This window comes from Acetobacter fallax, assembly GCF_011516735.1.
In the GTDB taxonomy this organism is placed as follows: Bacteria; Pseudomonadota; Alphaproteobacteria; order Acetobacterales; family Acetobacteraceae; genus Acetobacter; species Acetobacter fallax.
In genome coordinates, this window is sequence record NZ_WOSX01000001.1 from 240,783 (window position 1) to 254,689 (window position 13,907).

General features: G+C 55.5%; 9 protein-coding genes. 4 read left to right on the plus strand and 5 right to left on the minus strand.

Features of this window, described 5'->3' with window-relative positions; all coding sequences use genetic code 11:
* Window positions 1–74 precede the first annotated feature (74 nt).
* From GOB85_RS01065 to xdhA, 5 genes are all read right to left on the minus strand, one after another.
* The gene (locus tag GOB85_RS01065) at window positions 75–845 is read right to left on the minus strand and encodes an SDR family oxidoreductase (RefSeq protein ID WP_173575750.1); all 771 of its coding nucleotides are present in this window, start codon (window positions 843–845) and stop codon (window positions 75–77) included.
* Between the two features lie 123 nt (window positions 846–968).
* Entirely contained in the window at window positions 969–1,877 is a 909-nt protein-coding gene (locus GOB85_RS01070; RefSeq protein WP_338421602.1) for a LysR family transcriptional regulator, read from the minus strand.
* 29 nt (window positions 1,878–1,906) lie between these two features.
* Complete coding sequence (xdhC, locus tag GOB85_RS01075; protein WP_173575752.1) at window positions 1,907–2,728, minus strand: xanthine dehydrogenase accessory protein XdhC; 822 nt, start codon at window positions 2,726–2,728, stop codon at window positions 1,907–1,909.
* 9 nt (window positions 2,729–2,737) lie between these two features.
* Window positions 2,738–5,203, minus strand: coding sequence for a xanthine dehydrogenase molybdopterin binding subunit (gene xdhB / locus GOB85_RS01080; protein WP_242011192.1), 2,466 nt, complete (start codon window positions 5,201–5,203; stop codon window positions 2,738–2,740).
* Window positions 5,196–6,692 carry a xanthine dehydrogenase small subunit gene (gene xdhA / locus GOB85_RS01085; RefSeq protein ID WP_173575753.1) on the minus strand — a complete coding sequence of 499 codons (1,497 nt, stop codon included), beginning with the start codon at window positions 6,690–6,692 and terminating at the stop codon, window positions 5,196–5,198. Before xdhA ends, xdhB begins: the two co-directional genes overlap by 8 nt.
* 1,027 nt (window positions 6,693–7,719) lie before the next feature.
* Here xdhA and lptF point away from each other — a divergent pair.
* The 4 genes from lptF to GOB85_RS01105 all read left to right on the plus strand — a co-directional run bounded on the left by lptF (window position 7,720) and on the right by GOB85_RS01105 (window position 13,895).
* A complete protein-coding gene (gene lptF, locus GOB85_RS01090; protein ID WP_173575754.1) occupies window positions 7,720–8,853 on the plus strand; it encodes an LPS export ABC transporter permease LptF in 1,134 nt (377 codons plus the stop codon).
* Between the two features lie 11 nt (window positions 8,854–8,864).
* A complete protein-coding gene (gene lptG, locus GOB85_RS01095) occupies window positions 8,865–9,977 on the plus strand; it encodes an LPS export ABC transporter permease LptG (protein WP_173575755.1) in 1,113 nt (370 codons plus the stop codon).
* Window positions 9,978–10,031: 54 nt separating this feature from the next.
* Window positions 10,032–12,380 (plus strand): LPS-assembly protein LptD, encoded by a 2,349-nt coding sequence (locus GOB85_RS01100; RefSeq protein WP_173575756.1) that lies wholly within the window; start codon window positions 10,032–10,034, stop codon window positions 12,378–12,380.
* A 111-nt stretch (window positions 12,381–12,491) separates the two neighbouring features.
* A complete protein-coding gene (locus GOB85_RS01105) occupies window positions 12,492–13,895 on the plus strand; it encodes a peptidylprolyl isomerase (protein ID WP_173575757.1) in 1,404 nt (467 codons plus the stop codon).
* Window positions 13,896–13,907: the final 12 nt, after the last annotated feature.

Consider the following 13,907-nt stretch of genomic DNA (forward strand, 5'->3'; position numbering starts at 1 on the left):
AGATGGGTTTCCTGCCCGCATATTGGGTCGCAGAGGAAACCGTTCAGTCAGAATGGGTGATGACCAGTATCCTCTTACAGGGAAACGGTAATCCCCCCATCCACCATCAGCACGTGGCCATTCACAAAACTGGATGCGTCGGAGGACAGGAAAACAGCAGCACCGACCAGTTCATCCACCTGTCCCCAACGTGCGGCAGGCGTGCGTTTGCAAAGCCAGTCTGTAAAAGCTACGTCCGCTACTAAGGCTCGATTCATTTCTGTTTCGAAATATCCAGGAGCAAGCCCGTTAATCTGCAACCCGTGACGGGCCCAGTCTGTTGCCATACCTTTGGTGAGATTTTTTACGGCCCCTTTTGTTGCGGTATAAGGTGCTATTCCGGGCCGGGCGAGCTCGCTCTGCACGGAACAGATATTCACAATTTTGCCCCGACCGCGCGGAATCATATGGCGCGCAACAGCCTGCCCAACGAAAAATACGGCATTCAGATTTGTTGAAATCAGAGCGTCCCAGTCCGCGCGTGGAAACTGATCCAGAGGAGCGCGACGCTGGATGCCAGCGTTATTGATAAGAATATCGATGGAACCGACATCGCGTTCGATTGCATCGATACCGGCAATGACAGCGCTCTGATCCGTTACATCGAAGGCTGCGGTTATCGCGTGCAGACCATCTTTTTCTAATATCGTTCGGGCTTGTTCCAGCCGTTCGGAATCACGTCCGTTAAGGACGATTTCCGCGCCGTATTGCGCAAGCCCCTTTGCCAGAGCAAGACCGATGCCGCGTGAAGCACCTGTTACGAGAGCCCGCCGGCCCGAGAGGGAAAAAAGACTGGTATCTGGCATGTATGCCTCGACTGTTTTTGGAAACAGTTTGCAGTAGCAGCCTTTTTTATCTCCTTCTCAACACGTCTCTGTGCGCGGAGGTCAGCTTAACTGAGATTTTTCTCCAGCCCTTCCGGAGCGTATCTAAAATGCCTGGTCCGTACCACCACCTGTATCCCAAAGAGCTGCCCTTACTTCTCCAATAAGCTCCTCCAGAGAGGGAGGCAGCCAGCGTGCTTCCCGAACATACACGCCAAGGTCAGTGGTAGCACCGGCGTCCTTTAGCGGGATATGCACAAGTCCCGTATTACCCGGCTCAAGCGCCAGCCAGGACTGAAAGGACACACCCGTTCCAAGAGCCACCATTCGGTTTGTCAATTCGATTGAACCTGTTTCTACGACAATCTTTAGCTGTTCACGGTAAGGGCGCAGAAACGGTTCCATGACCCATCGAAGTGACAAAGTTGGCGAAGGCAAAATCAGGGGGTACTTCAGACACTCAGCGACGGTGACGGAGGGTTTCCGGGATAATGGATGACCTGCGGGCACAATCGCGCCGATCGGGAAAGTAGCGACCGTAATCTGACGGAGATCTGGCATCGGTTCTAACGAAAATGCGATTCCGAGGTCTGTCTGGCCGCTGCTGAGAGCCCTGGCAATCATCCCGGGTGATCCTGCCTCGGCGTGGGTGACGATACCGGGATAGCGCACCATCATGCGTTGCAGAATACGGGGAAGCAGACCGCCCATAACGCCGGCGACTGCCATCACCCCGACGCGACCTTCGTGGCCTCCCCTAAGCGCAGCAATCCGTTCATCAGTGCGACGGGCATCCTGCAGGACGGTGACAATATGACGGGCGACGATTTCTCCGGCGGCTGTCAACACCATTCCACCGGGCAGTCTGTCAAAAAGAGGTGCCCCGATTTCGGCTTCCATCTGACCAAGTTGCCGTGTGAGCGCAGAGGGTGTGACATTCAGTCGCCGCGCGGCCTCACGAATGGAGCCGTACTCACGCACTGCATCGAAATACAGGATAGCGCGATCATGCACCCTCAAAACTTGTCCAGGTCGCCATTCTCTCACAGGCTGGCTCTCTTTCCGTGCAAAAGCCGTTCAACAACTTCTGCCGCCGCAAAGGCTGCAATCACTGCGGGCCGTTTATCTCTTATTCCACGGTTTCCTATCGGACAGACAAGACTGGCGATCCGATCTCTGGACAGACCGACCTCCCGTAATCCTCGTTCCAGCCTGAGGCGCTTTGTCACTGAACCAATCATCCCGACGTAGGCCAGGTCACCGCGTTCGAGAAGTTCTGCCACAATCACTCCATCCAGTGCATGGTTATGGGTCAGCACAAGCGCACCAGCTCCCGGCGGCGCCTCGGCCACCACCCGTTCCCAGGATCCATCAGACACCACCTCGATACCAGCAGGAACAATTCCGAATTCTTCAGAACGTGAATCAATCCAGATCAGGCGAAGCGGAAGCAGTACGAGCGCGGCAGCCAGCGCTCGTCCCACATGACCTGCTCCAAAAAGCAGCAGAACCGGTAAATGTATGTTTTCATTTCTGAGCTGTTCGGCAGCAAGCTCAAGGTGTTCGTCATCAAGACATTCTATTCCAACCGAGACACTGCCACCGCAACACTGTCCACTTTCAGGTCCGAGCGGAATAATGAGTTTTGCGGAACCACCACTGTCTGCAAGCATTGAGCGAGCCTGACGGATCGCCTGCCATTCGAGTTCACCACCTCCGATTGTCCCAAGCATCCCATCAGCACTTACAAGCATAAAAGCGCCCGCTTCACGCGGCGTCGAACCGAGTGCCCGTTCGACGGTCAGCCGCGCGACAGGGATGCTCTGTTGCTGCCAGCGGCAGATGATCTCACCGGGATCATCCATATACCCTTCTCACGTAGTCCCTGTTGCCACACGATCTGCGGCGATTGAGCGCAGATGCTCTGCACAACGCAGGATCGTCTCAGGCGTCGCCGGTGCGTCCAGGCGCGGACAGCTGCGATAATCGTCCAGACTCGCAATGGCATCAGAAATAGCATGAAGCACTGAAAGACCATGAACAAAAGGCGGTTCGCCAACAGCTTTCGACCGGAAAATCGTTTCTTCCTGATTTGGAGCATTATCCAGAAGACGAACATTGAAGATCCGGGGGCGATCCGAGCAGCCGGGGATTTTGTAAGTGCTGGGAGCGTGCGTTCGAAGCCGCCCGGCAGAATCCCACACCAGTTCTTCCGTAGTGAGCCAGCCCGCACCCTGTACGAACGCACCTTCGATCTGCCCTATATCGATGGCCGGGTTCAGAGACTGACCTGCATCGTGGAGGATATCGACACGTTCGATACACATTTCACCTGTCAGCGTATCGACGGCGACCTCTGAGCAAGCGGCTCCGTAAGCGAAATAGAGGAAGGGACGACCGCGTCCCGTGTCGGGATTCCAGTGGATTTTCGGTGTTTTGTAAAAGCCGTTTGACGACAGGGAGATACGGGCGAAATAGGCGGCTTTGATGAGGTCAGAGAAAGGGATGAGGGTTTCACCTGCCTGCACACCTTCGGGTGTGAAGGCTATGTGGTCCTCCGGAACGGACCAGTGTTCGGCGGCGAATGTTACGAGCCTGGTTTTGATTTTGATGACCGCATCAAGCACGGCCATGCCGTTCAGGTCGGCGCCGGAGGAGGCGGCTGTTGCCGAAGTGTTAGGGACTTTACCGGTGTTTGTGGCGGTGATGCGGACGCGGTCGGCTTCGAGCGCGAATTCGCGCATGACGACCTGAACCATTTTAGTATGAAGCCCCTGCCCCATTTCGCAGCCGCCGTGATTCACCTGGACGGAGCCGTCAGTGTAGACATGCACGAGGGCGCCGGCCTGGTTATAATGAGTAGCGGTGAATGCAATGCCGAATTTGACCGGTGTCAGAGCGATGCCGCGTTTGATAAAACGGCTTTTTGTATTGAAGACTCTGATGTCTTCGCGTCGTTTTCTGTAACCGCAGTCTTCGGCGAGAGCTTTCATGATGTCCGCCGCGATGCTATCTTCGACGTTCATGTGATAGGGCGTAAGGTCTCGGTCGGTTCCGGTTTCGTAAGTATTGCACAGGCGCACATCAAGCGGATCGAAGCCGGTAGCGTAAGCGATTTCCTCGATGAGGCGCTCGGCGCCGACAATGCCTTGCGGGCCGCCGAAGCCGCGATAGGCGGTGTTGGACTGGGTGTTGGTTTTAAGGGGTTCGGAACGCAAGCGGACATCGGGATAGTAATAAGCGTTGTCTGCATGAAACAAAGCGCGGTCAGTGACAGGGCCGGACAGGTCGGCGGACCAGCCGCAGCGGGCAGCAAGCACCATATCGACGGCATGGATGCGGCCTTCGTCGTCGAAACCGACATTGTAGTCGATAACGAAGTCATGTCGCTTGCCGGTTATAGTCATGTCGTCGTCGCGGTCGAGGCGCAGTTTGGTAGCGCGACCGGTGATCGAGGCCGCGAGGGCTGCGAGGCAGGCGGGGCCGTTGGCCTGGGTTTCCTTACCGCCGAAGCCGCCACCCATGCGGCGCACCTCAACAGTGACGAGCGCGCTGGGGCAGTCGAGGACGTGGGCAATCATCAACTGAGTTTCGGTCGGGTGCTGGGTAGAGGACCAGACACACATTTCTCTGTTCTCGCCGGGCATGGCCATGGCGGCCTGACCTTCAAGGTAGAAATGCTCCTGGCCACCGACACTGAGGCTACCAGAGACGCGGCGGGGGGCTTTCCGGAGAGCGCTTTCGGCGTCCCCGCGGCTCATTGTGAGGGAGCGCCAGACAACTTCGCTGCCTGCGGCACGGGCCTGGGCGACATCGAGGATCGCGGGGAGGTCTTCGTATCCGATTTTTGCCAGGCGGACGGCGGCGCGGGCCTGAGCACGGGTTTCGGCTACGACTGCAAAGATCATCTGGCCATGATACGACACGATATCTTCGGCCAGGAGCGGTTCGTCATGTTTGCCGACGGGGCTGACATCGTTGTGGCCAGGAATGTCCTTCGTTGTCAGAACGAGGACGACACCGGAAGCGGCACGGACAGCTCCCAGATCTATCGACAGGATGCGGGCGTGGGCTCTCGTGCTGAGGCCGGGGGCCAGGTGCAGGAGCCCCTTGGGTTCGGGCAGGTCGTCGATATAGGTGGCGGCGCCAGAGACGTGAAGAATCCCGCTTTCGTGGCGGAGGGACTGGGATGCGCCACCGCGCACCGGTTTCAAGGATATGCGTTGAGAAACTGATCGGGCATCCAGGGCTTTGGTTTCGGCTTTTGTGCCGTCGATGACTTCGGTGGAGGGGCCTGCCATACCGGCACCGAGGTCAAAGGCGTCGCCCGGGTCAGACATGGGCTGTCTCCGCGCGATGCGTGCGGACGGAGACGCGGACGGGGGTCTGCCCGGCGGTTTCGGCGTAAAAACGTGTCAGCAGGTTCCGGGCGACTTCCTGGCGATACCAGGAGGAGGCACGCAGGTCTGAGAGAGGTGTGAAATCCTGACTGACAGCATCACGGGCGGCGGCAAGCGCGGCTTCGTTCCAGGGGCGTCCCACGAGGGCAGCTTCGGCGGTGGCGGCACGCTTCGGGATTGCAGCCATGCCGCCAAAAGCGAGGCATGCTGTGTGGATGTGGCCGTCGCGGAGGGTCAGGGAGAAGCCTGCCATGACGGCAGAGATATCCTGATCGAAGCGTTTAGAGATTTTATAGCCTCTGAACAGGACTCCTTCTTCGGGGACCGGCATAAAGACAGCTTCAACGAATTCATCGGGCGTGCGGTCCTGAACGCCGTAATTGATGAAAAACGCTTCGAGAGGAATGCGACGTCTCTGAACGCCGCGTCGGAGGATGAGTTCGGCGCCGGCGGCGATCAGGAGAGGCGGGCCGTCTCCGATCGGGGAGCCGTTGGCAATATTGCCGCACAGGGTCGCGGAATTTCGTACGGGACGAGCCGCGACGCGGCGGAAGGTGTCGCGCATTTCAGGCTGTATGGCGCAGAGCGGAGCTTCAGCCTCGCTCCAAGTGACAGCGGCGCCGATTGTAACGCCTTGTGCCGTTGCTTCAATGCGTCTCAGTTCGGGTATTTGACCGATGAACACGACGTGGGGAAGTATGCGACCGAATTTTGTCACCCAGAGTCCGACATCGGTGGCACCGGCGACGATACGAGCAGCGGGGTCGGTCTGCATTGTGGCGGCAAGTTCGTCAGCGCTGGCGGGGATGGTCAGGCGACCGGCATCTGTCGCAATCACGACCCCTTCCCCGGTCTCCATCGTGGCCAGGCGTTCGGAGATCTTTGCCGTTTCCGCGTCAAATCGATCCGGCCCGGCGGCCAGCGCATGGCGCATCGCACGAATGATCGGCGCATAGCCGGTACAGCGGCAGAGATTACCGGCGAGGGCGTCGTCGATATCGGTATCGGTGACAGGTCCGTTTTTTGTTTCGGCGCGTTTACGGAACACAACCATCGACATGATGAATCCGGGTGTGCAGAAACCGCATTGCGAGCCGTGCTGCTCCACCATGGCGGTCTGGACCGGGTGCAGGGCGCCGGACGGATCGCGGAGGTCTTCCACGGTGTAAACCTGAGCCCCATCAAGCATAGGTAGAAACTGGATGCAGGCATTGACAGCCTGCCAGGTCAGGTCTTCGTCGTCGTTCGCTGTGGTGTTGCGCCGAACGACGATGATGGTGCAGGCGCCGCAATCGCCTTCATTGCAACCTTCTTTGGTGCCGGTGCGGCCACCTTTCTCACGCAACCAGTCGAGTGCCGTCATGGTCGGCGGCACGTCGTGGAGGACGATATACTCGTCGCCCAGCCAGAATCTGAGTGTGTCGCGCATTGCCCCTCCCTGCAAACCCGATGACATGCCAGGCACCAGATGACCTTTCCCCCCCCCCGGAACGGACCATCGCTTCTCTGATAAAAATCAATCCTATAGCGAGGACTCTGTAAGAGCAAAGGAAAGGCGGTGAAGCAGGATCAGGGGCTGTTCTCTGTCTGCTGATTTTGAGGCGGCGGCTTCAGTGTCAGAGCCTGACAAAACAATCTGTTATAGGTCCAAAGTGTGCATGAAATATTCATTGCCTACGAATTCCCCGGTGCAGTGGGGACTGCTCATTACACCGGTGCCCACACGGTTCAGTCACTCATCGGGAAAACCTGCTTCTGTCGACAGCTTCCTGAAACGACAGAGCCTATCCGCATTTCCGGGCGGCCAACCCAGATGATTATGATCAGAATTATTCTCGCGCCACCCCCTCTCCCCTAACCACTCGTCCCATACCGAATGCGGGGTATGTGTCCTTGAGGGACAGATTACGATAAGACAGAGCCTACGGTAATTCCCACACGTGTCATCAGGGTGAGGTTTTTCCCGAATCAGTCGACGATGAGCACGAACCGTGCATGCCTTTTTTCCGCTTATCAGCACAAGGATCAAAAACGATTCCATGCCCATCAGCAATTTGTCGAGTAATCAGATTCAGAAGCCTCATTCTCGGTAAGATTTCGCCTCCGGTTTTTGATGACGGTCTGAGAGCGGCTTTTGGCCCTGACGTATTCGATGGCTAGCCAGATTCACTCGTGCGAAGGGCGGTTGACTGCGCGTCCACGCAACGAAGTGGGGCAGCCTGAAAAACCGTTACAAATCCTTCCACTGATCTGCTGCTCCATACAGTTTGCCCTTCACGGCAGAGAGAGTAGATAGGTGCCATGCTCAGTCATGTCTCTTTACGACACGTCTTCGTTTGCATCCCCGGCCGATGCAGCATTCGGACGTGCAGTCCGAACGACAAAGTCACTCCCGCTCCGATCGCGCGTGAAGTAAACGTTTATAGTGTGTCCCCATTCACAGGACCAAGCACCCTGTGCTGAAACTGAAAACTTTTGATCGATATGTGCTGCATCAGCTTTTCGTGGCGCTGCTTGCAACCACTGGCGGCCTTGCCGCGCTGATTTGGCTCACTCAGTCGCTCAGATTCGTCTCACTTGTCGTCGACCGGGGCCTGTCCCTCCGGGTATTCATCGAACTGACCAGCCTGATGATCCCGTCCTTTGTGGCTGTAGTGCTTCCGATTACGACCTTCGTGGTAACACTTTTCGTCTATCATCGACTGGCAGGCGATCGGGAACTTACGGTGATGCGCGCCGCGGGGCTGTCTCCCTTTTTACTGGCCAGATCAGGTCTGATTTGCGCCACAGTCGCCATGCTTCTTACTTTCGCGCTTAACCTGTGGATCGTGCCTGTTTCCTACCGGGATTTCCGCCAGTTCGAGTTTCAGATCAGAAACAAGATGGCCGCTTTCCTTCTCCAGGAAGGTGTTTTCACCAAGTTGTCGGACGCGATGACCGTCTATGTCCGTGAACGGGATCACACCGGGATGCTGCGCGGAATCATGGTGGAAGATGATCGGATTCCGAATAGCCGTGCAACGATCTTCGCGGAACGAGGAACAATGCTGATTGTCAACGATCAGCCCCGGGTGGTGATGTATGATGGATCGCGACAGGAAATCGACCACAAAACCGGGCGGCTTACGTTGCTCTTGTTTGACAGCAACACACTGGATCTGACGTCTTCAAAGTCTGACCAGGTACGGCCCCGTGATGCGGCGGAAATGTCCCTGCAGGAACTGATTAATCCCGATCCGAGAGAAGTGAGTGAACGTGACAGAGGCAAGCTCGCTGTCGAAGGCTGGCGGAGAATTACATCTCCCTTCACTGCCTTCTCGTTCGCCATGATCGGCATGGTCGCGATTCTCAGGGGAGCGTTTTCGCGTCATGGCAACATCCTCAGGCCGCTCTTTGCTGTTCTCGCTGTGATCGGATTGCTCGCCCTAAATCTTCTGCTGCAAAATCTTGCCAGCCGGAATATGATCTTGATTCCGCTGATCCTTATCGAAGCCGTAGTGCCGGGAATAGTCTGTGCGCTTCTCCTCTTTGCATCTGAAGTCAGAACGGCCGGACAGAAGATACCTTCTTCCGTTCGCCCGAACGCCTGAGGCCTGTTACGGTGGTCGTTTCTGTCACACTGTCACTCTATATCGCGCGCCAGTTCATGCTCTCGGTTATGGCGATGACGGCATCTCTAACCGGAATCGTTTGCCTTTTTGATTTCATTGACCTTCTGCGAAGAGTTGCAACAAAACCTGATGTACCGACGAGTCTGGTGACGGAAATCGCGGGGTTACATATCCCTTATTTTTTCATGGAGATAATGCCATTCGGTGTGCTTCTCGGTGGAATTGTCTGTTTCTGGCGCCTGACGCGCTCTTCGGAACTGGTCGTCGCCCGGGCCGCTGGCATTTCCGCCTGGCAGTTCCTGGCTGCTCCTCTCGCTTGCGCCCTGATGCTAGGGACGCTGACAACGGGTATCATTTCTCCTCTTTCTTCTGTCATGTATGGTCGCGCTGAAACACTCGACGAGCAATATCTGCGCACAGGTGGCGGCCCTCTGACAATGTCTGGTGCCTCACTCTGGCTACGGCAACTTGATTCCGGCCTTGATGAACGCGGCGTCGCAATCCTCCACTCCCGGGACACTCATCTGAAGGACGGCACTCTCCGGATTCAGGATGTCAGCGTGTTTCGCATCGACCGACACGATCATCTCATTCTGCGAATCGAAGCGCCTTCCGGGCGTCTGGAAGCAGGATACTGGCTACTCGAACAGGCTCACACTCTGCGACCCGACGAAATGGCAGGACCGCCCGAAACTGTCATGCTGCCAACGGATCTGACTCTAAATCGTGTACAGGAAAGTTTCGCATCTCCTGACACGCTGTCCGTATGGGCACTTCCGGGTTTCATTCGTTTACTGGAGCGTTCGGGGTTCTCTTCGATTCGTCATCAGCTTCATTTCGAAGCGCTTCTTGCTCTTCCAATCCTCGCCGGAACGATGGCTCTCGTGGCTGCCGGCTTTTCAATGCGGCCAACACGCCGCGGTGGTGTGGCAAAGATGATCGGCTCGGGCGTCGCCGCAGGATTTCTGTTGTTCACAGTCTCGAAAGTTGCTGAACAATTTGGTAACTCCGGAGCGCTGCCGCCGTTGCTCGCAGCATGGGCGCCAACCGGGGCTGGGCTTTGCCTCGCGGTCTCATTGCTATTGCACCTGGAGGATGGCTGATTGCCCTTTTTGATGACCAGTTCCACAGGCTTTCCTTCCCATCAGATGAGACGCATGATTGCCGCGTGGCTGAAAAGCATCAAAGGGCTGACCGATGCTCGTAGCCTTGCTGGATGGAAGGGAGGCGGAGTCTTTCTGGCCGGACTAGGAACGACATATGCCCTTCTTCTGGTTTCGACCGAAACAGCCCACGCGCAATTTCGGCCAACGCCACTGCACGTAAATACCGGAAGCACGACATCGCGAAATGATCCTGTTACCTTTCAGGCGGATAAGGTGAGTTATGACGACCACGCTGGCGTCGTTACATGGACAGGCAATGTGCAGGTCTGGCAAGGCGACCGCATCATGCGTGCCGACAAAATGACCTATGATCGGAATACAGGTATTGTGGCGGCTGCCGGCAGTGTCGCTTCAAGCCAGCCGGACGGATCGGTTCTGTTCTCTCACTACGCGGAACTGACAGGAAACATGCGTGACGGCGTGATGACTCACGTCAACGCGTTGCTGACAGACAACGCGAAACTCGCTGCTAACGGAATGAGGCGAACCGGCGGCAAGATCAACGACCTGACGCGTGCAGTATACACAGCCTGTGAAATCTGTGCAAAGAATCCGACCCGTGCGCCTTTCTGGCAGTTTCGTGCCTATAACGCGACGCAGGATCTTCAGCATGAAGAGATTGATTTCCGTGATGTCTATATGGATATCCTCGGTATACCAGTTCTATACCTGCCCTATTTTTCGATCACTGATCCATCAGCCAAGCGTCACAGCGGCTTCCTGATGGCCGGGATTACGCCACATGACCGCTATCTCGGAACTTATGTCACGATCCCTTATTACTGGGTCATAGACGATCAATCAGATCTAACGGTTCAGGGACTTTTCTCGACAAAGACGGGCCCCCAACTCAGTGCTCAGTATCGTAACCGTTTCAATTTCGGCACACTCAATATTCTCGGTGGTGTCGCCTATGACACATATCGCCACGCAGGTTACACGAATGATTTCGGTGATTCGGTCGGTGCTCAGAATGATCGTGGCATTCAGGGATATGTTTTTGCTCAGGGACAGGCCTCAATCACCAAAGCATGGCGGGGCGGTTTTAACGTGCAGATCGCGAGTTCTGCCAACTACATGCGTGACTACCGAATTCAGGGTTACGGTTCTGACACCCTGAACTCCAACGCTTATCTCGAAGGATTTGGTACAGGAGCCTATAGCCGGATCGACGGTCAGTTTTATCAGGGCCTGAACCAAGGTGTCATTCGCAACAGTGACCTTCCATTTGTCATGCCGCATTATGAATACAGTTTTCTCTCACAGCCCGACATTCTTGGTGGACGCATCGGCGTCAACACCAATGATTTCTATGTTTACCGCTCCAACGGGACGAGAGATCAACGCGGTGAGTTACAACTAAACTGGGACAGGCCGTTTAGAACCAGCCTCGGTCAGAAATATCTGGTGACGCTGCGGCTTGACTCAATGCTCTATCGGGCCAGCAATCTTTATCAGCAGCCTAACTTCTATAAATACCGGGGAACGACTGTGGAAGGGCAGGTCGTGCCAACTGTCGCGGTGAAGATGAACTGGCCCTTCTTACGTCAGTTCATGAAAGGTCGCGGCACCCAGATTTTTGAGCCGATCGTTCAGGCAATCTATGCACCGAATACTGGCGATGGCATGTCCCGGAACATGCCCAATGAAGACAGTCTTAATTACGAATTTACCGATTCGACGCTGTTTTCTCTCAACCGTTTCCAAGGCACAGACAGAATTGATGGAGGCTTGCGCGGCAATGTCGGCATGCACGGCAACTGGACATGGAATGGTCACGTGGTCGATCTTCTGGTGGGCGAAAGTTTCCAGGAGCACATTGAGCATGACCGCCTGCCTTATTCGGGCCTGAATCACCATCTGTCAGACGTTATAGCCCGCGCTCGCGTAGAACCAACACAGTATCTGAGCTTCACGGCACGTACGCGGGTAAACCCTAAAAACGGCGACATCGATTTTGGTGACGCGTTGTTTAACCTCAATGGACCACATTTTGGCCTTTCAGGCGGGTATGTATGGGAACCGGTTACGCCTTTCTATTATTACGTAAATAATTATCACGATTCCAACCCGCCTTCCGTATACTACCAGCGCACGAATGAAATTAGCGGTGGCCTCTCGACTAACTGGGCTAACTGGCATGCGTCATTATTTGCTCGTCGGGCCCTGTCCCGCAAACAGTTTGTCACAATTGGCGCAAATGCGGGCTTTCAAAATGATTGTTTTGGACTGGATGTTATGTATCTCAAACAGTATACGACAATCGGCGGTCAGCAGCGCAACTCCACCTACCTTTTCACCGTCACACTTAAGAGTATCGGTGCATTTGGCCTGAAATAACGATACAGGCAAAGGATAACCAGTGTGCATGCCGCGCTGATGCGCTTCAAATGCGTGCCACATTCCGGTAAACGCGACTCCCTTAACTGCGACGGCGAGAGACCAATCTGCATGCGACTGAGCCTTTCCATTACCGGGTCCGCCTTGGCGCTTGTGATTGCAACCAGCTTTGCTTCCTGTCCGACAGAGGCGCTGGCACAACGGCATCACCACAAACAGCAGTCCGACTTGTCAGAACCCGCCGACGGCGTGGATGATGCCCGGCCTCATACGAAACAAGCAGGAAAGAAAGTCTTACCGGTTCTGGGTGAAACTCAGGATACAATCATTGCGGTCATCAACGGCATCCCGCTAACCCGGCGCGACGTCGATAACCGTGGTCGTTTGTTCGCGCTATCAACAGGCCTCCCGATGAACGAGGATGTCATGAGCCGAATGCGGCCCCAGATTATCCGACAGCTAATTGATGAGCGGCTTCGTACGCAGGAAATCCTCAACCGCCATATCAATGTTACTCCTGAGCAGATCGCCGCCGCGATTGAAGGTATCGAAAAGCGAAACGGTATGCCTGCTAACGCACTTCGCAACCGACTGGCGCAGGATGGTGTGTCGTTAACGACACTGATCGACCAGATCCGAGTCCAGATTGGCTGGACTCAGGTTCTCAGACAGGAACTGGGAACACGTTACCGGATGACTTCGCAGGAAATTTCTCAACGAACCGATGCTCTTCAGAAACAGGAAGGGCGTCCGGAATATTTCATCAGTGAGATTTTTGTTCCTGTCGAAGATGCGCGGCACAGTGAAACTGAACTGAAATTCACCGAAACTATTATTCAGGAACTCCGCAAAGGAGCCCCCTTCTCAATTGTCGCGGCGCAGTTTTCGCAAGCACAGAGTGCGCTTGACGGTGGATCCATGGGCTGGGTTCAGGAAGACAGCCTTGACCCGGAAGTCGTGGCCATGGTTCGCAAAATGCCTGAAGGCGCGATTTCAAATCCGATTAAAGTGGCCGGAGGCTATGTCATCGCGACCGTTCTTGGCAAACGCATTATCGGGCACCAGCCCGGGACTTTGCTAAATGTTCGGCAGGCATTCATTCCTTTTGCTGAGCACCTGAATCCCCAAAATCCAACACCGCAACAGCGTCAGGCACTACAAACCTCTGTGCAGATCGCTCAGCAGTCGCATAGTTGTGAGGATCTGATCGCTGCGAATAAGAAATTGGGAGAAGTGCGCCCATCCAATCCAGGGGAACTTCAGCTTGAACGCCTGAACCCACAGATGCAGCAGGTTCTGGGAACCCTGCCAATTGGAAAAACAACCCGTCCCCTGGTGTCAGAAGATGGGATTGCTCTGCTAATGGTCTGTTCTAAAACCACGAAGAATTTTGCAAATCGCACACCTAGCGAAATTGCTGATCAGTTGCTGAACGAACGTGTGGAACAGACAGCACGACAGCTTGACAGGGATCTGCACCGGAAAGCCGTCATTGAGATGAGATCTAAAACCTGAGCAGACTGGTCA